Origin of the sequence: Hymenobacter monticola, assembly GCF_022811645.1 — a bacterium.
Taxonomy (GTDB): Bacteria; Bacteroidota; Bacteroidia; order Cytophagales; family Hymenobacteraceae; genus Hymenobacter; species Hymenobacter monticola.
Genome location: NZ_CP094534.1, coordinates 1,556,485 through 1,580,496 on the forward strand (window position 1 = coordinate 1,556,485; position 24,012 = coordinate 1,580,496).

The 24,012-nt window shown below is 60.5% G+C and carries 24 protein-coding genes and 2 tRNA genes; 11 read left to right on the forward strand and 15 right to left on the reverse strand.

The features are described from left to right. Positions 1-97: 97 nt before the first annotated feature. Positions 98-1,762: an energy-dependent translational throttle protein EttA gene (gene ettA / locus MTP16_RS06550; RefSeq protein WP_243517013.1), complete on the reverse strand. Its 1,665-nt coding sequence runs from the start codon at positions 1,760-1,762 to the stop codon at positions 98-100. A 274-nt stretch (positions 1,763-2,036) separates the two neighbouring features. On the opposite strand from ettA, the gene MTP16_RS06555 reads away from it, so the two are divergent. The 3 genes from MTP16_RS06555 (at position 2,037) to MTP16_RS06565 (ending at position 4,484) form a co-directional block, all read left to right on the forward strand. Continuing rightward, positions 2,037-3,353, forward strand: coding sequence for a DUF349 domain-containing protein (locus tag MTP16_RS06555; RefSeq protein WP_243517015.1), 1,317 nt, complete (start codon positions 2,037-2,039; stop codon positions 3,351-3,353). Between the two features lie 103 nt (positions 3,354-3,456). Then, entirely contained in the window at positions 3,457-3,678 is a 222-nt protein-coding gene (locus tag MTP16_RS06560) for a DUF2795 domain-containing protein (protein WP_035561220.1), read from the forward strand. A gap of 128 nt (positions 3,679-3,806) precedes the next feature. Continuing rightward, positions 3,807-4,484 (forward strand): ABC transporter ATP-binding protein, encoded by a 678-nt coding sequence (locus MTP16_RS06565; RefSeq protein ID WP_243517017.1) that lies wholly within the window; start codon positions 3,807-3,809, stop codon positions 4,482-4,484. 27 nt (positions 4,485-4,511) lie between these two features. On the opposite strand, the gene MTP16_RS06570 is transcribed toward MTP16_RS06565, so the two are convergent. The 3 genes from MTP16_RS06570 to MTP16_RS06580 all read right to left on the reverse strand — a co-directional run bounded on the left by MTP16_RS06570 (position 4,512) and on the right by MTP16_RS06580 (position 8,188). Then, positions 4,512-5,708, reverse strand: a complete 1,197-nt coding sequence (locus MTP16_RS06570) for a lycopene cyclase family protein (protein ID WP_243517020.1) — start codon at positions 5,706-5,708, stop codon at positions 4,512-4,514. Between the two features lie 145 nt (positions 5,709-5,853). Further along, entirely contained in the window at positions 5,854-6,567 is a 714-nt protein-coding gene (locus MTP16_RS06575) for an LOG family protein (protein ID WP_380286578.1), read from the reverse strand. A gap of 391 nt (positions 6,568-6,958) precedes the next feature. After that, a complete protein-coding gene (locus MTP16_RS06580) occupies positions 6,959-8,188 on the reverse strand; it encodes a Glu/Leu/Phe/Val dehydrogenase dimerization domain-containing protein (protein ID WP_243517023.1) in 1,230 nt (409 codons plus the stop codon). Positions 8,189-8,430: 242 nt separating this feature from the next. Between MTP16_RS06580 and MTP16_RS06585 the strand changes: the two genes are divergently transcribed. Beyond that, positions 8,431-8,751: an ArsR/SmtB family transcription factor gene (locus tag MTP16_RS06585; RefSeq protein ID WP_190926467.1), complete on the forward strand. Its 321-nt coding sequence runs from the start codon at positions 8,431-8,433 to the stop codon at positions 8,749-8,751. A 51-nt stretch (positions 8,752-8,802) separates the two neighbouring features. On the opposite strand, the gene coaE is transcribed toward MTP16_RS06585, so the two are convergent. The 8 genes from coaE to MTP16_RS06625 form a co-directional block, all read right to left on the reverse strand. Beyond that, positions 8,803-9,408, reverse strand: coding sequence for a dephospho-CoA kinase (coaE, locus tag MTP16_RS06590; RefSeq protein WP_243517025.1), 606 nt, complete (start codon positions 9,406-9,408; stop codon positions 8,803-8,805). 2 nt (positions 9,409-9,410) lie between these two features. Next, positions 9,411-10,127: a YbbR-like domain-containing protein gene (locus MTP16_RS06595; protein ID WP_243517035.1), complete on the reverse strand. Its 717-nt coding sequence runs from the start codon at positions 10,125-10,127 to the stop codon at positions 9,411-9,413. A 2-nt stretch (positions 10,128-10,129) separates the two neighbouring features. Further along, entirely contained in the window at positions 10,130-10,462 is a 333-nt protein-coding gene (gene yajC, locus MTP16_RS06600) for a preprotein translocase subunit YajC (protein ID WP_317244093.1), read from the reverse strand. Positions 10,463-10,486: 24 nt separating this feature from the next. Next, complete coding sequence (locus MTP16_RS06605; protein ID WP_243517037.1) at positions 10,487-10,993, reverse strand: DUF1573 domain-containing protein; 507 nt, start codon at positions 10,991-10,993, stop codon at positions 10,487-10,489. Positions 10,994-11,084: 91 nt separating this feature from the next. Then, on the reverse strand, positions 11,085-12,083 hold the full coding sequence (locus MTP16_RS06610) for an isocitrate/isopropylmalate dehydrogenase family protein (protein ID WP_243517039.1): 999 nt from the start codon (positions 12,081-12,083) through the stop codon (positions 11,085-11,087). A gap of 125 nt (positions 12,084-12,208) precedes the next feature. Then, positions 12,209-12,520, reverse strand: a complete 312-nt coding sequence (locus MTP16_RS06615; RefSeq protein ID WP_243517041.1) for a YtxH domain-containing protein — start codon at positions 12,518-12,520, stop codon at positions 12,209-12,211. Positions 12,521-12,667: 147 nt separating this feature from the next. Beyond that, on the reverse strand, positions 12,668-13,864 hold the full coding sequence (nusB, locus tag MTP16_RS06620) for a transcription antitermination factor NusB (protein WP_243517043.1): 1,197 nt from the start codon (positions 13,862-13,864) through the stop codon (positions 12,668-12,670). Positions 13,865-13,987: 123 nt separating this feature from the next. Next, positions 13,988-15,079 carry a Glu/Leu/Phe/Val family dehydrogenase gene (locus MTP16_RS06625; RefSeq protein WP_243517045.1) on the reverse strand — a complete coding sequence of 364 codons (1,092 nt, stop codon included), beginning with the start codon at positions 15,077-15,079 and terminating at the stop codon, positions 13,988-13,990. A 275-nt stretch (positions 15,080-15,354) separates the two neighbouring features. Here MTP16_RS06625 and MTP16_RS06630 point away from each other — a divergent pair, with 275 nt between their 5' ends. After that, entirely contained in the window at positions 15,355-17,139 is a 1,785-nt protein-coding gene (locus tag MTP16_RS06630; protein WP_243519991.1) for an ABC transporter ATP-binding protein, read from the forward strand. 108 nt (positions 17,140-17,247) lie between these two features. Further along, positions 17,248-17,643 carry a VOC family protein gene (locus MTP16_RS06635; protein ID WP_243517046.1) on the forward strand — a complete coding sequence of 132 codons (396 nt, stop codon included), beginning with the start codon at positions 17,248-17,250 and terminating at the stop codon, positions 17,641-17,643. 69 nt (positions 17,644-17,712) lie between these two features. Here the strand turns inward: MTP16_RS06635 and MTP16_RS06640 are convergent, their stop codons facing one another. Then, complete coding sequence (locus MTP16_RS06640; RefSeq protein ID WP_243517048.1) at positions 17,713-18,180, reverse strand: T9SS type A sorting domain-containing protein; 468 nt, start codon at positions 18,178-18,180, stop codon at positions 17,713-17,715. 189 nt (positions 18,181-18,369) lie between these two features. Here MTP16_RS06640 and MTP16_RS06645 point away from each other — a divergent pair. The 4 genes from MTP16_RS06645 (at position 18,370) to MTP16_RS06660 (ending at position 20,359) form a co-directional block, all read left to right on the forward strand. Further along, positions 18,370-18,443, forward strand: a tRNA-Pro gene (locus MTP16_RS06645). Positions 18,444-18,546: 103 nt separating this feature from the next. Then, a tRNA-Pro gene (locus tag MTP16_RS06650) sits at positions 18,547-18,623 on the forward strand. Positions 18,624-18,809: 186 nt separating this feature from the next. Beyond that, positions 18,810-19,517 (forward strand): hypothetical protein, encoded by a 708-nt coding sequence (locus tag MTP16_RS06655; RefSeq protein ID WP_243517052.1) that lies wholly within the window; start codon positions 18,810-18,812, stop codon positions 19,515-19,517. Between the two features lie 122 nt (positions 19,518-19,639). Beyond that, entirely contained in the window at positions 19,640-20,359 is a 720-nt protein-coding gene (locus MTP16_RS06660; protein WP_243517055.1) for a hypothetical protein, read from the forward strand. Between the two features lie 9 nt (positions 20,360-20,368). Here MTP16_RS06660 and MTP16_RS06665 read toward each other — a convergent pair whose 3' ends face one another. Both MTP16_RS06665 and MTP16_RS06670 read right to left on the reverse strand, forming a co-directional pair. Beyond that, positions 20,369-20,887 (reverse strand): GyrI-like domain-containing protein, encoded by a 519-nt coding sequence (locus MTP16_RS06665; protein ID WP_243517058.1) that lies wholly within the window; start codon positions 20,885-20,887, stop codon positions 20,369-20,371. A 95-nt stretch (positions 20,888-20,982) separates the two neighbouring features. Beyond that, complete coding sequence (locus MTP16_RS06670) at positions 20,983-22,758, reverse strand: ABC transporter ATP-binding protein (RefSeq protein WP_243517062.1); 1,776 nt, start codon at positions 22,756-22,758, stop codon at positions 20,983-20,985. Positions 22,759-22,995: 237 nt separating this feature from the next. On the opposite strand from MTP16_RS06670, the gene MTP16_RS06675 reads away from it, so the two are divergent. After that, positions 22,996-24,000 (forward strand): DUF5700 domain-containing putative Zn-dependent protease, encoded by a 1,005-nt coding sequence (locus MTP16_RS06675; RefSeq protein WP_243517064.1) that lies wholly within the window; start codon positions 22,996-22,998, stop codon positions 23,998-24,000. The last annotated feature ends 12 nt before the right edge of the window (positions 24,001-24,012 follow it).

Sequence of the window (24,012 nt, forward strand, 5' to 3'; positions counted from 1 at the left end):
AAAAATTGAGCCCATCGCAGCCGGTGCCCCAGCTAAAACGAGCACGCCCCGCCGAATGAACGACGGGGCGTGATTAGTATCAGGCTTCCAGGGGTTGCTATCCCAGCTTCTTGTACCGCACGCGCTTCGGCTCCACGTCGCCCAGGCGCTTGCGCTTGGCTTCCTCGTAATCAGTGAAGTTGCCCTCGAACCACACCACCTCCGAGTCGCCCTCGAAGGCCAGGATGTGCGTGGCCAGCCGGTCCAGGAACCACCGGTCGTGCGAGATGATGACGGCGCAGCCGGCGAAGTTTTCCAGCGCGTCTTCCAGGGCCCGGATGGCGTTCACGTCCAGGTCGTTGGTGGGCTCGTCGAGCAGCAGCAGGTTGGCGCCTTGCTTGAGCGTCATGGCCAGGTGCACGCGGTTTTTCTCGCCGCCCGAGAGCATGGCCACCTTCTTTTCCTGGTCGCCGCCGCCAAAGTTAAATTTGCTCACGTAGGCGCGGGAGTTCACCGGCCGGCCGGCCAGCAGCATGGTTTCGGTGCCGCCCGTGATGGCGTCGAACACCGATTTGGCTGGGTCCAAGGTGTCGTGCTGCTGGTCGATGTAGGCCGTTTGCACCGTGGGGCCCACCACGAAGGTGCCCGCATCGGGCTGCATTTGCTCGGTGATGAGGCGGAAGAGCGTGGTTTTGCCTGCGCCGTTGGGCCCGATGATGCCCACGATGCCGCCCTGCGGCAGCGCGAAGCTCAGGTTTTCGAACAGCAGCTTGTCGCCAAACGCTTTGGTGATACCCTCGGCCTCAATCACCTGCGCGCCCAGGCGCGGGCCGTCGGGGATGAACAGTTCCAGCTTCTGCTCCTTGTCTTTGGCTTCCTCGCTGGCTAGCTTGTCGTAGTTGGCCAGGCGGGCCTTGCCTTTGCTCTGGCGGGCTTTGGGCGACATGCGTACCCACTCCAGCTCGCGCTGCAGGGTTTTGGCGCGCTTGCTTTCCTGGTTTTCCTCCTGGGCCAGGCGGGCCGTTTTCTGCTCCAGCCAGCTGCTGTAGTTGCCCTTCCACGGAATGCCCGAGCCGCGGTCCAGCTCCAGAATCCAGCCGGCCACGTTGTCGAGGAAGTACCGGTCGTGGGTCACGGCAATGACGGTGCCTTTGTATTGCTGCAAGTGCTGCTCCAGCCAGTACACGCTTTCGGCGTCGAGGTGGTTGGTGGGTTCGTCGAGCAGCAGCACGTCGGGCTCCTGCAGCAGCAGGCGACACAGGGCCACCCGGCGCTTCTCACCGCCCGAGAGGTTGCCGATAATGGCTTCTTCGGGCGGCGTGCGCAGGGCGTCCATGGCGCGCTCTAGCTTGCTGTCGAGGTTCCAGGCGTCGAGCTGGTCCAGCCGTTCCTGCACCTTGCCCTGACGCTCCAGCAGCTTGTCAAAATCGGCGTCTTCGGCCCCAAAGGCTTCGTTGATTTCGTCGTATTCCTTCAGCAGGGCCACGGTTTCGGCGGCGCCTTCTTCCACCACCTCGCGCACGGTTTTGGTGGGGTCGAGCTGGGGCTCCTGCTCCAGGTAGCCCACCGAGTAGCCCGGCGAAAACACCACTTCGCCCTGGAACTGCTTGTCGACGCCGGCAATGATTTTCAGCAGGCTCGACTTGCCCGAGCCGTTGAGGCCGAGCACGCCAATTTTGGCCCCGTAGAAAAACGAGAGGTAGATGTTTTTGAGAACTTGCTTCTGGGGCGGGTAAATCTTACTCACGCCGGCCATGCTGAAAATAATGGTCTGGTCGCTCATGGGAGTCGGGGAGGGGCTGGTGGACGAATTGCAGCCGCAAAGAACGACACCCGCGGCTTGCAAGCCATGCGCCGTCCGTGGGGTTTTGCCGGCCTTGCGTCGAGTAGTGCCGGCCATTGTGCTGCGTTTCGGGCACGTTTCCTGACCGCTACATCTTATCATCACGTTTTTAGCGTAAACTTGTATTCCCTTCCCTTTCCCGTTTCAGCCACTTTCTCTTTTTCACCTTCCTGCCCACCCCTCGCACTCCTACCCACGAGCTTACACATTTAGTATGGAACCAACCGACCACTTGCTGGCCGAAGCCCAGCGCTACGGCTACGTGGAAGCCGGCGGCGTGTGGCTGCGCCCCGTGCTTGCCCAGCCCGCCCGCCAGATTGGCCTGGTCAAAGAAACGGACGACGCGGCGCTGCTCTATTTCGCCCAACGCTTTGAAACGCTAAGCGCCAAGATTGATGCCTTGCTGGCCAAAATGGAAGCCAGCGATAACAAAGGCTCCTTCCTCATGAAGGCCCTGCACCTCAAAGAGCAGCTGCAAACCTTCGACGGCCTCGGCGATTTTGAGGCCCTGCACCGCCGTCTCACCGACGCCGAAGACGCCATTGGTGTAACGGTGGCCCAGAACCGGGAGAAAAACCTGGCTACCAAGCTCGGTTTCATCAAGGAAGCCGAGGCCCTGCGCGACACCGTGGAGTGGGTATCGGCCAGCGAAAAGGTAAAGGACCTGCGCCAGGGCTGGCTCAAAACCGGCCCCGTCGACAAGGGCATGACCGAGCAGCTGGAAAGCCGTTTCCAGGCCGCCATCCAGGAGTTCTTCGACCGGCGCAAGGCGTTCCAGTCCGACAAGAAAGCCATGGTGACGCGGGTGCAGAACCGTTACCGCGACCTCATTCAGCAGGCCGAAAGCCTGAAAGATTCCGACCAGTTCGAAACCACCTCGCGCCAGCTCAAGCAGCTGCAGCAGGCGTGGCGTGAAGTGAACGGCACGCTGCCCAAAAAGCAGGCTTCCGAACTCTGGACGCGCTTTCGCGCCGCCAACAACCACTTCTTCGAGCGCCTCAAAACGCACATTGCCTCCCAGCAGGCCGCCAGTGCCGGCACCGCCGCTACGCCCGACGTGCTGCTGGCCCGTAAACGCGCCCTGGCCGAACGCGCCGAGGCGCTGATGAGCGTGCCGCCGCAGGAGGCTATTCATCAGGCCAAAGCCTTGCAGGCCGAATGGAAGCAGGTGGGCACCGTGCGGGGCGAAGAGTCGGACCGCATCTGGCAGCGCTTCATGGTGGCTTGCGACAAGATATTCGAGCTCAGTGCGTTGGAGTACCACCTGCGCAAGCGCGCCGCCACCGAGCCCGTGCCTACCGCCCCGGCCGAGCGCGCCCGCTTCCGGGCCAGCACGTTGCGCGAGTTGCTCAAGGACGACCACGCCGAGCTCGAAACCTTGCGCGACAACCTCGACAAGCTCAGCCCCAGCGCGGCCAACGAGTCGTTCCGGCAGATGCTGCAAACCAAAATCCGTTCGTTTGAGCGCAAAATCCGCACGAAAAACGACCTGATTGCGCTGTTTACCCAGCAGGCGCAGGCCGCTGGCTAACTTTGGTCGGGCTTTTGCGTTGTCGCAAAAGCCCCGGTTTAGAGGACCTTGTTTCTTAACTGGAAATTGTTACCTTCGCCAACCTTTTTTTATCCGACTCCCTATGTATTGGACACTCGAACTGGCTTCTTACCTGGAAGATGCTCCCTGGCCGGCCACCAAAGACGAACTGATTGACTTTTCCATCCGCTCGGGTGCGCCCATGGAAGTGGTAGAAAACCTCCAAGCCCTGGAAGACGACGGCCAGCCCTACGAGAACATCGAGGAAGTGTGGCCCGACTACCCCACCAAGGAGGACTTCATGTTCAACGAGGACGAGTATTAATGGCGCTTGGTGCTTGGTTGTTGGTGCTTGGCTATTTCCAGGATTAACTACCAACAATGAGCCAAGCACCAACAACCAAACACCAAGCACTCCAAATAGAAAATTTGGTTGCGGGCTACCCCGGTAGGGTGTTGGTCCGCAACCTTTTTTTGTGCCTGCCGGGGCCAGCCTTTGTAGCGGTGGTGGGTCATAATGGCAGCGGCAAAACCACGCTGTTTCGGGTGCTTACTGGCCAGCTGCCCTACCAAGGCAGCGTGCAGTTGCTGGGGCAGGAAGTGCGCGGCCTGCAGCGGGCCGCCTCGGCAGGCTTGCTGGGCTACCTGCCTCAGCGCGGCAGCATCGACTTTGCCATTTCCGTGCGTGAGCTGGTGGTGATGGGCCGCTACCGCCACCACGGCCTGCTCAGCGCGTATGCCCCAGCAGATTATGCGCTGGCCGATGTGGCCCTGGCCCGCGTGGGCATGGCGCACCTGGCCGGGCGCGACTTCACCCAGCTATCGGGCGGCGAGCAGCAGCTGGTGTGGCTGGCGCAGCTCAGCCTTCAGGATGCGCAGGTGTACCTGCTCGACGAGCCCACCCAGCAGCTCGACGTGTACTACCGCCGCCAGGTGTTCAGCCTGTTGCACGGCTGGGCCAGCACGCAGGGCAAAACGGTGCTCTGCAGCACGCACGACCTCGACAACCTGTCTGATTTGACCGGTTTCTTGCTGAACCTGTCAGAACCGCAGCCGCAGCTACGGCCCATCAACGCGGCTTCTGTGCAGGAAGCCCGCCACTGGCTGGAACAAGCGCCCATTTTGCGCTGAATGAGCTGCGGAAGAATCCGGGCACACTTAGGCGCGCCGGCCCGGCCGCCCGCGCAGCACGTGCGCAATGGAACGCATGAATGGCCCCGGCGACACCGAATTCATGATGCGGAAATTGTCGGCCCACGAAGTCGTCTCGTCCAGAAAGCGGAAAATGCGCTCCACGGGGTTGCGCTCGAACAACTGCCGGAAAATGTCGCGCGTGCTCTCGCCGCGCCGCTTCATAATATCGAGCAGTAAGGTGTCGAACAGCTTAAATTGCCATTTATCGCCGGTGGCATCCACCGGCGGGTGGCCGGTGCCGGCCAGCGCCGCCACCAGCCGCGCCGAGTGCTGCTGAATGCGTTTAAAGGCATAGCCGGTGCTGGGCTTGGCGCGCCCGCCGCGCGTGCCGAGGTTGATAATGTGCGGCCCGTGGCGGGCCGGTAGCGGGTGGTCCGTCATCGGGATGGCACCGACTTCCTCGGCGGTTATGCGGTAGGCTTTTAGGCCCAGCGTATTGGTCAGATAGTCTCGAATGGCGGCCTCGTATTCCGTTTTCAGCAGCACGTTTTCGGAGAACAGGGTGTACTCCACCAGTGCTTTGCGGGCCGTGTAGGGCAGCACGTAGATGAACCGTGCCTCGTGTTGCTGCTCGCCGCGGAAGTCCATGAACTCCATTGTCGTCGGGTTGAACACATCCGCATCGGTTTCCACTTCCCACCCCACAAAGTGCTGCAGCAGGTAGCGGTGCTTTTCCGGCTGCCGGAGCTTCGCCAGGTCGGGCGGCCGGCTATCAAAGCCGTAGCGGGCCGTGAACGCTCCGGTGGCCGTAGTGGCCCGGACGCCGCTAGCCGTATTCTCCAGCGCCGTCACGTGGCCCTGCTCGAAACGGAACTGCGGATTATCGGCCAGCGCGCGCCGCACGAAACGGTAGTAGTCCAGCCCGTTGATGGTCTTGTAGCGGTAGCGCCCCAGGTCAATAATCTTGTCAAAGCCGGGACTGCGGAAGGCAATCTGGCTCCACTCATGTGCTACGACACCGTCAAAAACCGTGGGCACATCGGTCCAGAACGACCAGGTGCGGTCATTTTGGTCTTTGGCTTCGGGTTCGATGAGCAATACTTTTTTTGTGGCCAAGCGTGGCTCCTGCGCCATGTGAAACGCCAGACTCAGGCCCGCTGCGCCGCCGCCCACAATGAGGTAGTCAAAATCAGAATCAGAAGCGAGGGGAGGAGCAGGCATTGTGAAAGGGCAACGGAAGCGGCGCAAGCTACCGACAAAAAAAGCCGCTCCCGAAGAAACGGCTTTTGCTGTCAATGGTTTCGAAGCGGAAGGCTGTTGCCTACAAAACCCGTGGAATTCGGGAGAAATCCGACAAATCTGTGGTCTAGAAATTCGGCGACAGCAGGTACTTGTGGTAGAAGTCGTCGATGATTTTCACGGCTTCGCTGGCGTCGTCCACAATCTGCACCAGGTTCAGGTCCTCGGGCGAGATGTTGTGCTCTTCGTGCAGCATCACGTCCTTAATCCACTGAAACAGGCCGTTCCAGTAGGCCGAGCCCACCAGCACGATGGGGAAGCGGCTGATTTTCTTGGTTTGAATCAGCGTCATGGCTTCAAATAGCTCGTCGAGCGTGCCAAAGCCGCCGGGCATGCCCACGAAGGCCTGCGCGTACTTCACAAACATCACCTTGCGCACGAAGAAGTAGTCGAAGTCGATGCACTTGTCCTGGTCGATGTAGATGTTGTGCGTTTGCTCAAAAGGCAGCTCAATGTTGAGGCCCACCGACTTGCCGCCTTCGGCGCGGGCGCCCTTGTTGCCGGCTTCCATGATGCCGGGGCCGCCGCCCGTGATGACGCCGTAGCCGTGGCGCACCAGCTTGGCCGCGATTTCCTCGGCCATTTGGTAGTAAGGATTCTCGGGCTTGGTGCGAGCCGAGCCGAAGATGCTTACGCACGGGCCGATTTTGGACATCTTCTCGAAGCCCTCCACAAACTCGGCCATCACCTTGAAAATCTGCCAGCTGTCGGCAATTTTAATCTCGTTCCAGTCCTTGTCGACGAAGGCTTTGCGCAGGCGTTGCTCGTCTTCCAGGGCCATGGCGCTTTCGCCGTTGGCACTCTGGCGCATTTCCGTGATGGAAGTTAGCTTGTCGTCGTTGACGTTGGGTTGCTTGATGGTTTTGCCGCTGCCGGCGTTCAGCATGTCGTCAGCAATTTTGGTTTTGCTGGTTTTGGGTTTTTTCAGAGTAGACATATTGTCGAGGTGGGAATTCCTACAAAAACAAAATCGCCCCGGAAGCGGGGCGACCAAAAGTAGGGCGTCAAAGTTATCAAATTGTTAGCAAATAAAAATGCTACCGTTGGGGCGGTGACAATTGTCTGTCATCCTGAGCAGAGCGAAGGACCTTCTCACGACATAACGATTTATGCGAACGTGGGAATGTCCTTCGCCACACTCAGGGCGACAGGTGATTACAAATGACAAAAACTTATACCAGCTGCCGCAGCGCCATCTCAAACGAGCGCTGCGCAATGCCGGTAGGCGCCGCATTCTCGGCGTGCGTGCGCTCCAGGGCGGCCCCGATGATGCGCGAGGTATCGGCGAAAATGGCTTGGTCGGTGATTTCGGCGCCGGTTTCCATCAGGTAGGCAAACACGCGGGCCATGCCGCAGTTGGCAATGAAATCGGGCACCACGGCCGTGCGCTCGTCGGCGAACAGGCCGGTGGGGCCGAAGAAGATTTCGGGGTCAGCAAACGGCACGTTGGCGCCGCAGCTAATCACCTTGAGGCCCCCGGCTACCAGTTGCTCCACCTGCCCGCGCGTTACCAAGCGCGACGCAGCGGCCGGAATAAAGATGTCGGCCCCAACCGACCAGATTTTCTCGTTGATTTCGGCAAACGGCAGCAACTGGTCGGCCGTGAGGGCGTTGCCCTGGCGGGCCAGCAGCAGCGCCCGGATTTCTTCCAGGCCCAATCCCTCGGCGCTCAGCAAGCCGCCGGCCCGGTCGATGATGCCCACGATGCGCACGCCCTGCCCGGCCAGGTAGTAGGCCGCCGCCGCGCCCACGTTGCCCCAGCCCTGGATGATGGCGCGCTGCCCGCGCAAGTCGGTGCCGGGCCAAAGGCGGTAGTAGTGGCGCACGGCCTCGGCCACGCCGTAGCCGGTGATGAGGTCGGCCACGGTGTATTTGCGGGCCAGGTCGGGCGAAAAAGCCGCGTCTTCCACCACTTTGATGACGCCCTGGCGAAGCTGGCCCAGCTTCTGGATTTTTTGGGGTTCGGTGGCGCGGTAATGCCCGTTCACCACGCCCTCCTGCGGATGCCAAAGACCGTATTCCTCAGTAATAGGAATAACCTCATGTATCTCGTCTACGTTAAGGTCCCCACCAGTGCCGTAATAGTTTTTCAGCAGTGGGAACACGGCCCGGTACCAGCGTTCGAGTACGCCGCGCTTGCGCGGGTCCTGCGGGTCAAAATTGATACCCGATTTTGCCCCACCGATTGCCGGCCCTGATACCGTGAACTTGACCTCCATCGTTTTTGCCAGGCTTTCCACCTCGCGCTTGTCGAGGCCCTTGCGCATGCGCGTGCCGCCGCCGGCGGCCCCGCCGCGCAAGGAATTGATGACGACCCAACCCTCGGCTTCGGTTTCAGCGTCTTGCCACTCGAAGACGATTTCGGGGCGCTTGTTTTCAAATTTTGTGAGTAAGTCAAGCATCGATTGAGGTCAAAAAAGCATCTTTCAAAACACAGCTGTAAAGGTATGGGCCAATTGCTGCCCCCGCCGAGGATTCGAATTGCATTCCGAATAGAATAAAACCTTCGAATACTTAAGTATTATAGTGGGAAATAAAGCGGTTTTCCCCTCTTTTGCGTAGTGGTGTCGGAACTACCTCGATAACACGACTGTATTTCAGTTATCCTACTCTTCCATTTTCCCGTTCACTTTTTATCGACTTCATGAAACCATTGCATTCGCGTGTTGAAGCGCAACAGTTGGACCGTGCCGCGGCTATGCTCAAGGTTCTCTCGCATCCCAAACGACTGGCTATAGTTGACCTGCTGGGCAAAACCAAGGGCAAGGACAGCCAAATGTCGGTTACCGATATCTACCAAGCCCTCGACCTGCCGCAGGCCATTGCCTCGCAGCACCTCATCACCCTCAAAGACCGGGGCGTGCTGAAATCAAGCAAGGTGGGCACCAAAATTTATTACTCCCTGGCAGTGCCGCAGCTGCTCAAAGTAATTGACACCCTGGAAGATTATTCGGGCCGATTGTAACTCAAAAGAGCAAGTTTGTATAGGAGGCTGTTTCGGAAGAAGCAGCCTTTTTTATGCCCCCGCCGGCTGGCTGAACGCCGCATGCAGGGCCAGCACCTGTGGCAGCAGCGGCTGTGCGTCGTCGTTGGTTAGCACATGGTCGGCCCGCTGCATTTTCTCTTCCTCGCTCATTTGCTTGGCCATGATGGCCCGCACCTCGGCCAGGGAGCGGTGCGGGTCGCGCCGAAGCACGCGCGCCTCCCGCACGGCCAGCGGCGCATACACCATGATGACGCGGTCAAGCTGCTTGTAGGAGCCGGCTTCGAAGAGCAGGGCGGCCTCCTTGAGCACGTAGGCGTGGCCGGCGGCGGCCTGGGCGGCGGCCCACTGCTCAAAGTCGGTGCCCACGTGCGGGTGTACCAGCCCGTTGAGCTGGGCCAGCAGCGCCGGGTTGTTGAACACCGTACCGGCCAGCGCCGGGCGGTTGAGCCGGCCGGCGGCATCGTAAGTGTCGGGGCCGAAGGCGGCGCTGAGCTGTTGGCGCAGTTCGGCGCCGTTCTCCATCAGCCAGCGGGCGCGCGAGTCGGCGTCATAGGTAGGCACGCCGAGGGCCTGAAATAAGCGGCTGGCAATGCTCTTGCCCGAGCCGATGCCGCCGGTGATGCCAATGCGCAACATAGTCAGGGTTTGGGGGCTTTGGGGGCACGCGGCTGGGCCGAAGCGGACGGTTGGATGACGCGCACGCTGGAGACGGACGGCCGCACCTGCGCGGGAGCAACAAGCGCCACTTCCGTACCGTCGGTATCGGGCGTGCCCGGCGGCAGGGCGACGGGGTAAGGGCTGGGCAGCGCGTTAATCAAAGTGGCTGGCCCGCGAAATGCCGCGACGGCTGGAGTCAGGTGCGCGGCTTTTTCCTGGGCAGAATCCGAAACCAACACCAGGGGCAGGCGGCGCGTGGCGTAGCGGTCGAAGGTGAGGCGCAGGGTGTCGCCGGCCCATTCGTTCACCTGCACGCCTTCCAGGGCGATTTGCAGGCCACGGCGCCAGGCCTCGGGCGGTAGGTAGCGGGTGCCGGGCAAGGGCACGGGGCGCAGGTCGGCCGGGTGGGTGCCCCAGCCCATGTTGGCCCGCAGCAAGCGCCAGCCCTGGCCCGTGACCGTGACCGGCAACGCCGTCGGCAGCGGCCGTAGCGGTACGTAGCGGGCCGAGTCGTAGTGCCAGGCCAGCGGGCAGCTCACGCGGGTGGTGTAGGTCTTGTTCAGGGCATTCATCTGCCAGAACAGGCCGGCGGCCAACAAACAGGCCGTCACGGCGCGGTAAAAGCTGGGCTCCTGCCCCGCGAAGGGCCGCACAAACCAGCGCACGAGCCGGCTGGCCCGGGTGAGGGGCCCGGCCATGGCTAGCTAGCGGCAGGAGTTTCGGTGGCCGCAGCGGTGGCTTTGCTACCCACCTCACGGGCAATGGCCGAACGGTCGAAGCGCAGCTTCACGCCGCGGTCTACCTCCACCACCACGGTTTCATCAGTCAGGTCGACCACCAAGCCGTGCAGGCCGCCGATGGTGACAACGCGTGAGCCCTTTGCCAGCGACTGGCGGAAGGCTTTGGCGTCGGCCGTGCGCTTCTGCTGGGGCCGAATCATAAAGAAGTAAAACACCAAGCCAATGGCAATGGGAATGATGAGCTGGGTAACGTCCATTCCAGTGGCGGCTTGCAAGAGCAAAGTCAACAGCATGATGCTAAAATAAATAGATGCGGATTAAAGTGGCTTTTTGTCGCCGGCCGTCAGCACGTTGCCTTTGATGAATATGGTGGTGATGGTGGGCTGGGTGTTGGCCCGTACCGCCACCTGCTTGCCGATGATGCCTTGTTTGCCGCGGCTGTCAAACTGTACCTCAATCTTGCCCTCGGCGCCGGGGGCAATGGGCTCTTTGGTCCAGCTGGGCGTGGTGCAGCCACAGGAAGCAGTGGCGTCCTCTATCAGCAGCGGCGACTTGCCGGTGTTGGTGAAGGTGAACGTATGATTGACCTTGCTATCGGGTTGAATGTCACCGAAGTCAAACTCAGGCTCGGCAAATTTCATCACCGGCGCATTGGGGTTGACGGCCTCGCTTTCATTTACCACATTGGGGTTGTCGATGGTGGGGTTGGCAGCGTCGGAAGTCACGTTGGCGGCCGCGTTCATGCCTTCGGTACCGGCCTCTGTTTTGTCGCGGTTGCAGGCGCCCAGCAGAAGCGTGGCCGCCAGGAGAATCTGGTATTTCATAGGATGTAACTGATAATCGGTATTGGGTAGTCAGTAGTCAGACAAGAGTTTATCCGATTACTGACTACTCAATACCGATTACTTTAAAAAACTACAGCTTGGCGATAATGCTTTGAGCAAACTGGCTGGTGCTGGCTTTGCCGCCCAGGTCGCCGGTGCATTCTTCCTTGTTCAGCAAAGTGGCTTCCAGGGCTTTGTCGATTTGTTCGGCTTTGGCGTGCTCGCCCAAGTGATGCAGCATCATCAAGGCCGAGCGGAGCAGGGCGGTGGGATTGGCTTTGCCCTGGCCGGCGATGTCGGGCGCCGAGCCGTGCACGGCTTCAAAAATGGCCATGTTGTCGCCGATGTTGGCGCCAGCCACCACACCCAAGCCGCCCACGAGGCCGGCGCAGAGGTCCGACAACAAATCGCCGAACAGGTTGGTGGTTACAATCACGTCGAACTGCTCGGGCTTGCCCACGAGCTGCATGCACATGTTGTCGATGATTTTGTCCTCGAACACAATCTCGGGGAACTCCAGGCTGGCTTCTTTGCAGGCGTTAATCATCAGCGTGCCGGCCATCTTGATGATGTTGGCTTTATGGGCCAGCGTCACCTTTTTGCGGCCGTGCTTGGCGGCGTAGGCGAAGGCGGCGCGGCAAATTTTGCGCGAGCCCTCCACCGTGACGCGGGCAATGGCGTCGGCAATGCCAAGGCGCTCATCCCACAGCTCCAGGCCGGAGTACAGACCTTCGGTGTTTTCGCGGAAGAGCACGAGGTCGATGCCCTCGTAGCGGGTCTGGATGCCGGACGTGGTTTTGCTGGGGCGCACGTTCTGGTAGAGGTCGTACTTCTGGCGCAGCGTCACGTTGATGCTGCGGAAGCCTTTGCCCACCGGCGTGGTGATGGGGCCTTTGAGGGCCACCTTATTCTTTTCCAGTGATTTGAGCAGCGCGTTCGGAATCAACTCGCCCGATTGGTCAAACGTGGTCTGGCCCGCGTTCTGCTCTTCCCATTGTACCGGCACCTGCGCCGCAGCGAAAATATCGGTTACCGCTTTCGTGATTTCGAGGCCTATGCCGTCGCCGGGAATGAGGGTTACTACGTGCATCGTACTGGGTAATGAGTGATTGGGAGTAAGCACAAAGGACGGAATGGATGAATGAGCGAAGACTGAAATTTATCGGTCGTTCCCTCATTCACCCATTCCGTCAAGCACTTAGCGACCCGAAAAAATTAAGCGCCCTTGCGGGAATTGATTTGGTTGATGAGCTGGTCGACGTCGCCCAGCAGTTGCTCGGCTTTGGATTTGGCGTCGGAAATCACGCGCTGGCCTTCGCTTTTGGCGTAAGACTGGCCTGCGCCTTCGCGGCTGGTCACCAAGCTGTCGGTGAGGTCGGCCAGCACGGAGCGGTACTTCTCCAGCTGGTAGCTGAGCCAGGAGCGGGTTTCGGTGCCGGGTTCGGGCGCATAGAGCAAGCCAAGGGCTGCGCCGGCGAGGGCGCCGCCTGCAAAGCACAGGATGCCGGTGGTGGTTTTGCTAGCCATGGTTATCGGAGAGGGAGTAAGGTGAGAATGTTTTCAGGGCTGCGTACGAAGAAACGCGGCTGTAGATGCAAAAGTGGCTATATCGGCCCAATGTTCAGCCGCCAGGCATGCATAGGCCATAAAGTTGCTGCTCCGCCGCGCTGGCCGCTACTGGTTGTCCAGCAGGCCGCGGCCCGATTTGCGGATGTCGCCGCTGGCGGCCAGGTCCGTCGCCAGCTTGTCAAGAATACCGTTCACGAACTGCTTGCTCTTGGGCGTACTGTAGAGCTTGCTGATTTCAATGTATTCGTTGATGGTCACTTTCACCGGAATGCCGCGGAAGAGTTGCATCTCGGTAAGGGCCATTTTCAGGATGATTTTGTCGAGCAAGGCCACACGCTCCACGTCCCAGTTCTGCACCGAGCCGGCGATGAGCTTCTCCATCTTGTCATCCTCGATGAGCGTCTGCTTGTAGAGCGTTTCGGCAAACTCGCGGTCGTCCTGCCAGTTGGCCGAGAGGTTCATCAGTTCCTGCTTCTCGTCGGCTTCGAAGGGCAGCATTTTCAGCGTCTTCAGCACCAAGTTGCGCACGATGGGCCGGTTTTCCTCCCAGTTCAAATCCGCTGCTTCGAGCTGGCGCGGCAGGGCTTCGCCTTTGAAGACGAAGTCCTTGTAGATGTGGCGCAGGATTTCGAGGTCGGTGTTGTAGTCCAGCTCGGGCGCGTCGGTGTCCTTGCCGTTGAGGTAGGCTAAGATGGTTTCGTCGGCCTTCATTTCCTGCCAGGCTGCCGTGAGGGCTTCGAGTTCCTCGGCGCCTTCCCAGGCCAGCTTGCGGCGGATGGTGGTGCTTTGCAGCTGCTCGTTGGCCATCAGCTTGGCAATGGCCTTGTTCTGGTGCAGGCGGCTGGTATCCAACGCGTTTTCGCTGGGGCCCAGGCGGCGGCGCTCCTCGCGGCTCTGCTCTTCCTCCAGCACGCCCAGCAGGGCCTTGGGCAGGTTGAGCAGGTGCAGGTACTGGTCGTGAATGCTTTCGGCGCCCACCAGCAGCTGGCCGGCGTAAAGGTCGGCGTCCTTCTTCACCTGGTTCTGGAAGGAGTTGATGGCGTCGGCCACGGCCTTGTCCACGGCTTTGTCGTCCGTCTTCTCAGGGGCGTTGCCGGTGCGGTACCAGTCGCGGAGCTGGGCGTCGCCCAGCTTGCGCTGGCCTTCCAGCTTGCGGCGGTCGGGGGCCTCTTTGGCCGTCAGGTCGGGCTCGAAAGCAGCCGCGATGCGGTCCTGCGCCAGCAGGAAATCGGCTCCCACCGCCTGGTGGTAGGAGTAGAGCGACTGCATGACTTTGATACGAAGGAGGCGGCGGTTGAGCATCTTAGAAGTGTTGAGTGTTGAATGTTGAGTGCTGAGTTGAAAGTTGAGTATCGAATTTGACAGGCGACCAAACCATTGAAAGTCTGCCAATTCAACACTCAACATTCAAAACTCAACCCTCCTTTAGTAGGTCGACTTCACCCGGCCCACGCTGGCGATGCGCTCCTTGGCCTGCTTGATGGCGGCGGCCTGCGGGTGCGTGCCTTCTTCTTCGGCTTTTGCCAAAACCTGGAGGGTGAAATCGTAAATTTTTTCGGTTTGCGTGAGGGCGCCCTGGCGGCTGGCGCCGGTCACCTCGGAGTACACGTTGATGAGGCCGCCGGCGTTGATGAGGAAGTCGGGGGCGTACACAATGCCGCGGCGCACCAGCTCGGGGCCGTGCTGGTTTTCAACCTTGAGTTGGTTGTTGGCGCAGCCAGCCACTACCTGGCACTTGAGGCGGGCAATGGTGTCGTCGTTGAGGGTGGCACCCAGGGCGCAGGGCGAGTAGATGTCCACGTCCTGGTCGTAGATGGCTTCCAGGCCTACGGCTTTGGCGCCGAAGCGGTTGGCGGCATCCAGGGCGCGGTCTTCGTAGTAATCGGTTACGATGAGCTTGGCGCCCTCTTTCTGAAGGTGCTCCAGCAGGTAGGTGCCCACGTGGCCCACGCCCTGCACGGCAATGCGCTTGCCGGTGAGGCTTTCGGAGCCGAAGGCTTTTTTGGCGGCGGCTTTCATGCCCATGTACACGCCGTAGGCCGTTACCGGCGAGGGGTCGCCGCTGCCGCCCATGCTTTCGGGCAGGCCGGCTACGTGGGTGGTTTCCATGCGGATGTATTCCATGTCCTTGGTGGTCATGTTCACGTCCTCGGCCGTGATGTACTTGCCGTTCAGGTTCTTCACGAAGCGCCCGAACTTGCGCAGCAGGGCTTCTGTCTTCAGCGTTTTGGCGTCGCCGATGATGACGGCCTTGCCGCCACCCAAATTCAGGCCCGAAATGGCGGCCTTGTAGGTCATGCCGCGTGAGAGGCGCAGCACGTCGTTCAGCGCTTCCATGTCGGAAGCGTAGTGCCACATGCGGGTGCCGCCGAGGGCCGGCCCGAGCACGGTGTTGTGGATGCCGATAATGGCCTTCAGGCCCGTCTCGTGGTCGTTGCAAAACACGACTTGCTCGTGCTGGTGCTCGGCAATCTGACCAAAAATGGATTCAGGCGCCAGAATTTGGGTTTCAATCATGGGAGTGAATTGAAGGTTGGTGGGAATTGTGAGAATGGATGGTTGGGAACAGTGCGGCGTAACTTTGTTGGGTGACGGTAGTCGTTTGTCATCCTGAGCACAGCGAAGGACCTTGTCACGTCCGCACTTTTAGGCAGTACGTTAATTGGTTACTGCCAGTCGTTTCAACGTGACAAGGTCCTTCGCTGTGCTCAGGATGACAGATGGAGCTGCCGTCATTTCAGGCCGCAAAAGTACCGCTATTTTCCCGAACCGGCCCTTCCCCAGCTATGCCCCTGCGTGCCCTCTCCGCCGTTAACCCGTTCATCTTCCGCTACAAGTGGCATTTCCTCGCCGGGGTGCTGTTTGTGGCCTTGAGCACCTTGCTGGCCATTTTTCCGGCCCAGCTGGTGCGCTACGCCTTCGATTTGGTGAACGAAGGCATCGACCTCTACCATCTCTACGCCGGCACCGAAGCCCAGAAGGGCGTGTACCAGTTGTTTGGCCGCAATGTGCTGTTTTATGGCATGCTCATCATCGCGCTGGCGCTGGGGCGCGGCATCTTTTTGTTCTTCATGCGGCAGACGCTCATCGTTATGTCGCGCCACATCGAGAACGACCAAAAGAACCAGATTTACCAGCACTACCAGTCGCTGCCGCTCAGCTTCTACCGCCGCCACAGCACCGGCGATTTGATGTCGCGCATTTCGGAAGACGTGAGCCGCGTGCGGATGTACCTCGGGCCGGCCATCATGTACTTCCTGCAACTGGTGCTGCTGTTCTTGCTCATCGTGCCGCTCATGCTCATGGTGAACGTGAAGCTGACGCTCTACACGCTGCTGCCGCTGCCCATTCTGTCGGTCAGCATCTTCTACGTCAATAATTTAATTGAGCGCAAGTCCGACGAAATCCAGCGGGCGCTGTCGGGCATGACGACGTTTGTGCAGGAGGCTTTTTCAGGTATTCGGGTGCTGAAATCCTTCGTGCGCGAGGCCGACTCACACGAGCAATTCGCCAAGGCCAGCAACGACTACAAGGAGAAGTCGCTGAGTCTGAACTTCGTCAACTCACTGTTTTTCCCGCTCATCCTGTTCCTCATTGGCCTAAGCACGCTCATCACCGTGTGGGTGGGAGGACAGGAGGTGATTCGCGGCACCATCACCACGGGGACCATTGCCGAGTTCCTGATTTATGTGAACTTGCTCACCTGGCCGGTCACGGCGCTGGGCTGGACGTCCTCGCTGGTGCAGCGCGCCGAGGCCTCGCAAGCCCGCATCAACGAATTTCTGGACCAGAAAACTGACATCATCTCCCGTCAGAACGTTGAGCGCGAATTGGCCGGCGACATCGTGTTCGAGAACGTCTCGTTCACCTACCCCGATACCGGCATTCAGGCCCTGAAAAACGTGAGCTTCCGCGTGCGGCCGGGCCAGACGCTGGCGGTCATCGGCAACACGGGCTCCGGCAAAAGCACGGTGGCCGCGCTGCTCTGCCGCCTCTACGACGTGACTTCGGGCGATATCAAAGTGGATGGCACTGACGTGCGCGACTATTCGCTGCGCGCCCTGCGCGGCCAGATTGGCTACGTGCCCCAGGACGTTTTTCTGTTTTCTGACACCATCCGCAACAACATCAACTTCGGCCTCGACCAACCCGATGAAACCCGGATGCTGCAAGCCGCCAAAGACGCTGACGTGTACGAAAACATCCTGGCCTTTCCCGAAGGCTTCGATACCAAAGTAGGCGAGCGGGGCATCACCCTTTCCGGCGGGCAGAAGCAGCGCGTGAGCATGGCCCGCGCCTTGGTGAAAGAACCTAAGATTCTGATTCTCGACGACTCGCTTTCCGCCGTCGATACCAAGACGGAGAATGCCATTCTGGGCAGCCTGCAGCGCATTATGGCGGCGCGCACCAGCCTCATTATCTCGCACCGCGTGAGCTCGGTGAAGTTGGCCGATGAAATTCTGGTGCTGGATGACGGCGTGATTGTGCAGCACGGCACCCACGATGCCCTGATGGCCGAAACCGGCGGGCTGTACCGGGCGCTGTATGAGCGGCAGCTGCAAACCGAGGAGGCATAATATGGAGGATTGATGGATTAGTGAGCTCGTGGATTTACAGTTCACCGCGCACGATTTAAAGCCATTCTGCAAATAATCTACCACTCCGCAAACCCACCAATCCACCAGATGCCCCAACGCCTCGCCCTCGTCACCCTGATTGTACGAAATTACGATGAGGCAATTGCCTTCTATACCCAAGTGCTGGGCTTCAACCTGGAATCTGACCTGGATATGGGCGAAGGCAAGCGCTGGGTAATAGTCACGCCACCCGGCACAGAGGCCAGCAGCGGCCTGCTGCTGGCCGAAGCCAAAACCGAGGAGGAAAAAGCCGCCGTGGGCCAGCAAGGTGCCAGCCGCGTCTGGCTGTTCCTACACACCGACGACTTCTGGCGCGACTACCCGGCGCTGCAGGGCAGGGGTCTGAAGTTTCTGGAAGAGCCGCGCAGCGAGAGCTACGGGCACGTGGCAGTGTTTGAAGACTTGTACGGCAACAAGTGGGACCTGCTGGAACCGTTGGGTTAATCCGGCTGCGTACGAAAAAAGGCCGCCCTGCTTAGCAAGGCGGCCTTTCCTTTTCTGCATTTTTTAACGCTACTGCCCGATGATGACGCGACGTATGCCGGTTTTCTCATACGCCGTGCAGTGCACAATGTAGGAGCCGGCCGGGAGCTGGCTCACGTTGAGCACGGCGGCAATCTGGCCGTTGAGCATGGTGTGGGTAATGACGGGGCGCCCGCCCACGTCGGTCACTTCCACGCGGGTGGGGCCGGGGTTGTCGGTTTTCACGGTGAGCTTGCCAGCCACGGCGTCGGCCTTCACCTTAATGGCGTTGGGGTTAGCAGCCGGCGTTTCGGGGGCGGGGGCGATGAGGGCAGTGCCAGCCGGCGTGGTGGTAGGGGCAGCCGCCGGAGCCGGGGCAGCCACAACGCCGCTGGGCAAAATAGCTTCTTCTTTGACCGGGGCGGCTGCGCTGGCGGCGCCGGTAGCGGCTGGGGTTTGAGCTTGAGCGGCCACTGATACCAAGGTGCTGGCCAGCACGAATAGTAATAACTTTTTCATAAGTTGGATAGGAGCAGGATGAAGTAAAACGACTACTGTAAAGCTACGCAATTATAGGGCCGATTGGGTTTGGCAGTTGCCTGACGCAAAGCCGGAACGTGTTTTTTGTTGCCGTATTGCAAAACTTTATTTGACCTTGGCTTGCATTAGAAACAAATAAAACCCTACCTTTGTCGCTCCAATACCAATCGGGGTGTAGCGTAGCCTGGTATCGCGCCAGCATGGGGTGCTGGAGGTCGTAGGTTCGAATCCTGCCACTCCGACGGAAGAGCAGCCGCTCGAATAGCCTCCGAACTTTCGGGTTCGGGGGCTTTTTTCGGCCGCTCAATTGGAAATAGAAAACAGGCCGCCCCATCGGCCTGCTTTCGGGGTGTAGCGCAGCCCGGTAGCGCGCGTCGTTCGGGACGACGAGGCCGTAGGTTCGAATCCTGCCACCCCGACCATTTCCCGACTACTTCAACGCCCCCGCCCACCCGGCGGGGGCGTTGTGCTTTAGAAAGGTACGAGTGCAGCGCAAGGTGCCGCTTGCGGCATTGTTTAAGCGGGTGACCTTTGAAAAAAGTTTGGGAAGCGTATTGAAAGTGCAACGGGCGGCAACACCTTTGTTCCCGATTCACTCTTTCTTCCTCATGAAAAAATCAATACTTCTACTGACGGTACTGGTTGGCACCGCTTCGGCCGCACAGGCCCAATCCGTTATTGGCAAAGGCACGGGGCTGCTGAGCGGCAGCGTGGGCTACCACGTCGATACTGATGAGTATCCTGTTCCAAGCATCAACGGCACTTACTCGACTAACACGGTCCGACTCAGCACATTCAAGCTGGACGTGGCCGTGGGTGGATTCGTGGCCGACAACCTGGCCCTGGCCTTGCAGGTCAGCCACGAAGTGACGGGCGGGTCGTTTAAAAACTCCTCGTCTTCTAATCCGACAAGCTCTGGGCCGCCCACGACCTCCTTGCTGAGGGTAGGCCCGATGGTGCAGTACTACAAAATGCTGAGCGAGCAATTCGGCCTGACGGCCACCGTGGGCAGCGGCTACGAGTCGGATGTGATATCGAAGCAGTATCCGCAGTACATCAACGGGTACCCAGTTCCCTATTATTCGACCTTGAAAGCCTCCGGGGTTTACGGTGCCCTGACGCCGGGCATCGTCTTTTTTCCGGTGCCTAAGTTTGGCCTGACCGCCACAATGGGCACGCTGGCTTACAACCGGCTCACGGTGAAAAACGACCAGCCGGGCAACAAGGCTCCGGACGAAACGGCTAGCTCCCTTGATGCCGGGTTTGGCATTAGCCAGCTGCAATTCGGCGCCAATTATTACTTCGGGCGCAAATAACGGCGGACTCGTCAACCCAATAGAAAGCCTTGGTTGCAGCAGCGGCCGGGGCTTTTTGTTTTATTCACGCCTTCAATAGATTAGCTGCGTATATTCAGCATTCATTCAATCAATTGAGCGCGATGAAAAGAACCCGTACGCTGCTGGCCCTGCTGGGGGCCGCCGGGGCTGCCGTTCCCACCCGTGCGCTGGCGCAGTGCCACGCGGCCTTTTTTCCCTACTACGCCTCCCATCACCACCAGCAGCGCGACTCCTGCGCGGTCAGCAAGCCATTTGTTCCCATTCGGCTTGGCGGCTCGATGGGGCTGCTGGGCGCTTCGGACCAAGCCGGCGCCCGCTACCTGGGGGCGGAGCTGGAAGCGCACTACTGGCTGCTGTCGCGCTGGAGCGCGGGGCTGCGCAGCAGCGTAACGGGCCAGATGCCTGCTCCCGCCGCGCCGGCTGAGGTGTATGCCGGAGCCACGCAGCCGCGCCTGCTGCTGTTCAGCGCCACTTGGCACAACCAACTGCTGCTGGCCGAAAGCCCCCGCTGGCGGGTGGCGGCCGAGGTGGGCGCCGGCCTGGGCGGGGCCAGCCTCTACGACAAGGCCCAGCAGGTGCAGCAAAAGGGGCAGGGCTGCGGCTGCACCACGGCTAAGCGCCTCGACACGGCCGTGGCGCCCGTGACGGAAATGGGGTTGGCAGCGACTTATAAGCTGAAGCGGGCCGACGGGCCGTGGCTGACTCTGCGCGGTGGGCACCGGCAGTGGCACGGCAGCGCGCCCTTCGGCACGCCGGGGCAGTTTTCGGCTTATCTGCTGAGTGTGGGCGTGAGCGTGCCTGACCTCACGCGGAAGCGCTGAAGTGGCTGGCTATTTCACCCCCACCCAGACTTCAGAGGCGTCGTCGGCCCCAAACTTTTCGAGGTAAAAATTGCCGGTGGGGGTGAGTTTTTGTTCTTTGATGGCGTCGAAGGCGGCGGGGTAGAGCTTGTTGGGCGCCATCAGGTAGCTCACGCCGCGCAGGCGGGCCGCCAGCACACGCCGCCCGGCGGGCACCACGCGGTAGCGAAAGCCAGCGGGCAGGGCCTGGGCGGTATCGGCCACGGCCAGGCCGATGAAGGCCTGGATGGTGTCGCGGGCCGTTTCGGGGCTGCGGAGGTAAAGGTTGGCGAGGTCGCCGCGGAGGCGGGCCTGAGCGTCTTTGGCCTGGCGAAACAGCTGGCCGAAGGCTTCGCTGTTGGGCGGGCCGCGGAAGGCCTGCCCGGCCAGGTACACCGGGGCGGCCGTGGTTTCGAGGGTGACGGTGGGCGTGCGGGTGCCGCCGAGGTAGGCATAGAAGCCCGCTGCGAGCACCGTGAGCAGGATGATGGCGAGGAAGACGTAGCGCATATTTTTAGTGATGAGTGGATAGTGGTGAGCAATTAGTGGTGAATGGAGGCCGCGAAATGCGTGTTTACACTTCGACACTCACCACTATCCACTCATCACTCACCACTAACGACGTACTGCATGCGGTAGAGCTGGGCGTAGTAGCCGCCCTCGATGCGCAGCAGCTCCTCGTGGGTGCCGGTTTCTTTGATTTCGCCCTTGTCGAGCACAATGATTTTGTCGGCTTTCTGGATGGTGCTCAGGCGGTGAGCGATGACGAGCGAAGTGCGGTCCTGCATCAGCTTCTCGATGGCCGACTGGATGAGTTCCTCGGTTTCGGAATCGACCGAGGACGTAGCCTCGTCGAGCACAATGACGCGGGGCTGGTACACCATGGCCCGCACGAAGCTGATGAGCTGGCGCTGGCCCACCGAGAGCGTGGCGCCGCGCTCCATCACGGGGTAGCCCAGGCCTTCGGGCAGGCGCTCGATGAAGCGGCGGGCGCCCACGAGGTCGGCCGCTTCCCAGATTTGGGCGTCGGTGATGGCGGAGTTGCCGAGGGTGATGTTGTCGCGGATGCTGCCGGCAAACAGGAACACATCCTGCAGCACCACCCCAATTTGGCGGCGCAGCAGGCCGAGGTCGTACTCGCGCAGGTCGCGGCCGTCGATGCAGATGCTGCCTTCCTGGATGTCGTAGAAGCGGCTCAACAGGTTGATGATGCTGGTTTTACCGGCGCCGGTGGCGCCCACGAAGGCAATGGTCTGGCCGGGCTGCACGTGGAAGCTGATGTCCTTGAGCACCCAGTCGGGCTCGTTGTAAGCGAAGCGCACGTTCTTGAACTCGACGTCGCCCCGAATTTCGGCCGGCGCGAAGGTGCCGGTGGGAGCAATCAGGTCTTGGTTGTCCAGCAGCTTGAGCAGGCGCTCGGTGCTCACCAGACCCAGTTGCAGGGTGTTGAACCGGTCGGCAATCTGACGGATGGGGCGGAAAAACAGGGCGTTGTACATGATGAAGGCGATGAGCGCGCCCTTCGAGATGCTGCCCTCAATCTGGCCCTGGGCGGCGTACCACACCAGCAAGCCCACGCCGATGGCGGCCAGCACCTCCGCCACCGGAAAATAGATGCTGTAGTAGAGCACCGAGCGGATGTTGGCGTCGGTGTGCTCCTGGTTTATCTTTTCAAACTTGCGAAACTCCCGCTCTTCGTTGTTGAAAATCTGGACCACGTTCATGCCCGTGAGGTGCTCCTGCACGAAGCTGTTGAGCTTGGCCACAGCCGTGCGCACGTCCTGAAACGAGCCCTTGATTTTCTCTTTGAACACGTAGGTGCTGAACAGCAGCGGCGGAATCACAGAGAGGCTCACCAGCGTCAACCGCCAGTCTATCCAGAACATGAAGGCCATGATGAAGAGCAGCTGCAAAATGTCGCCCACCATGGCGGCCAGCCCCTCGCTGAACACGTCGGACAAGGTTTCGACGTCGGAGATGTTGCGCGTCACGAGCACGCCGATGGGCGTCTGGTCGAAGAACTTGAGCTTGAGACTGAGCAGGTGACGGTAGAGGTCGGTGCGGATGTCGCGCACGATGTACTGGCCCAGCCAGCCGCCGTAGTAGGTCTGCAGGTAGCTCACGCCGGCGTGGGCCACCAACAGCACCAGCAGCAGCAGAAACATGAAGTTCAGCCCCTTCATGTCGCCCTGCTCGATGCTCACATCGACCATGCGCTGGATGAGGAAGGGGCGCAGCGTGCCCAGCACGGCCGTGGCAACGGTGAGCCCGATGAGGCCGAGGAACACGCGCCGGTAGGGGCGCACGTAAGCCAGCAGGCGGCGCAGCACGGCCCAGTCGAAGACCTGGCCGGTTTTGGTGGCGGAAGTGGTGGGGTCCATAAGTGGGGCAAAGGTCGGGAGGAAACGGCGGTTGGCGCGCGGGAGTTGGCGGGCAGGTATTGGTAAGAACGGGCCCGCTCAATTGTTGCCCACCTTCAGGATTATTGAGCGCCTTGTTCCCATCTTTGATAACCTCAACCATGCTGCACTACCATGCGATTTTCGACGCTACTTGTTCTTCAATGCTGCCTCCTTGCATTTAGCCTGCTACTAACGAGCCCTAGCCGGGCCCAAACCGTGAACGTGGACGCCGTGACGCGCTACTGGGAAATCACCGACGGCTTGCGGCAGAACCGGCCCATTACCGATGCGGTGTGGCGCGACTTTCTGGAAATTCCGGGCAATAAGGTGTACGCTCGGGGCATCTTCTCCGACGAAGACCTGGTAGCCTACCGCCGGGCCATGGAGGTGGTGTACATGCCCCGATACGATTCCATTCGGCAGGTACGGCTCAAAAAACAGTCGTGGTACTACGTGCTGGTGAACGACTACAAGGAACGCGAGGTCGAGCACCGCGCCTTCATTGCCAAGGTGGCCCAAAGCCCCGAGGCCATCGACCTGATGTACCGCAAAGCCTACGAGTACCTGCCCGCCCGCAACCACACCAAGGTGCCCAATCTGAAAATTTACTATGAAGCCCTGGGCAACGATGCCACTTCGCAGCCAGAGGGCCTGTTCTACAGCCTGCGGGCCACCTTCGACGCCCGTGAGGTGCAGCCCGGCCTGCTCGAAGGCCACGAAATGCACCACCAACTGCGCACCGGCCGGGACTTTGGTTCCATTGCCGACGACGACCTGGGCCTGCTGGAAATCATGGCCAGCACCCAGAGCGAGGGCCTGGCCGACCTCATCGACAAGCCCGCCACCCTGGCCCTGCCCGGCGACAGCCACGGCATCCGCGAGTGGGCCCTTGACCCCGCGCCTGCCTTCCTGCACAAGCTCGATTCCACCGTTCAGGCGCGGGCCCGGGGCGGTGCCCCCGCCTCCGGCCGCTACTACCGCCGCCTCTCCAACGGCTCGAACGGCCACGTGCCCGGCTTCTTCATGGCGCGCACCATCCAGCGCAACGGCTACCTCAAGCCTCTCATTGAAAGCGCCGACGACTTTTTTGCTTTCTTCTACCTCTACCAGAAGGCCGCGAAAAAGGACAAGGAGCACGCCCCGGTTTTCTCCGACGCGGCCATGCGCTACCTCCGGGCGTTGGAGGCCCGCTACCCCAGCAAGAAAGGGACGTCACGTTGAGCGGAGTCCACG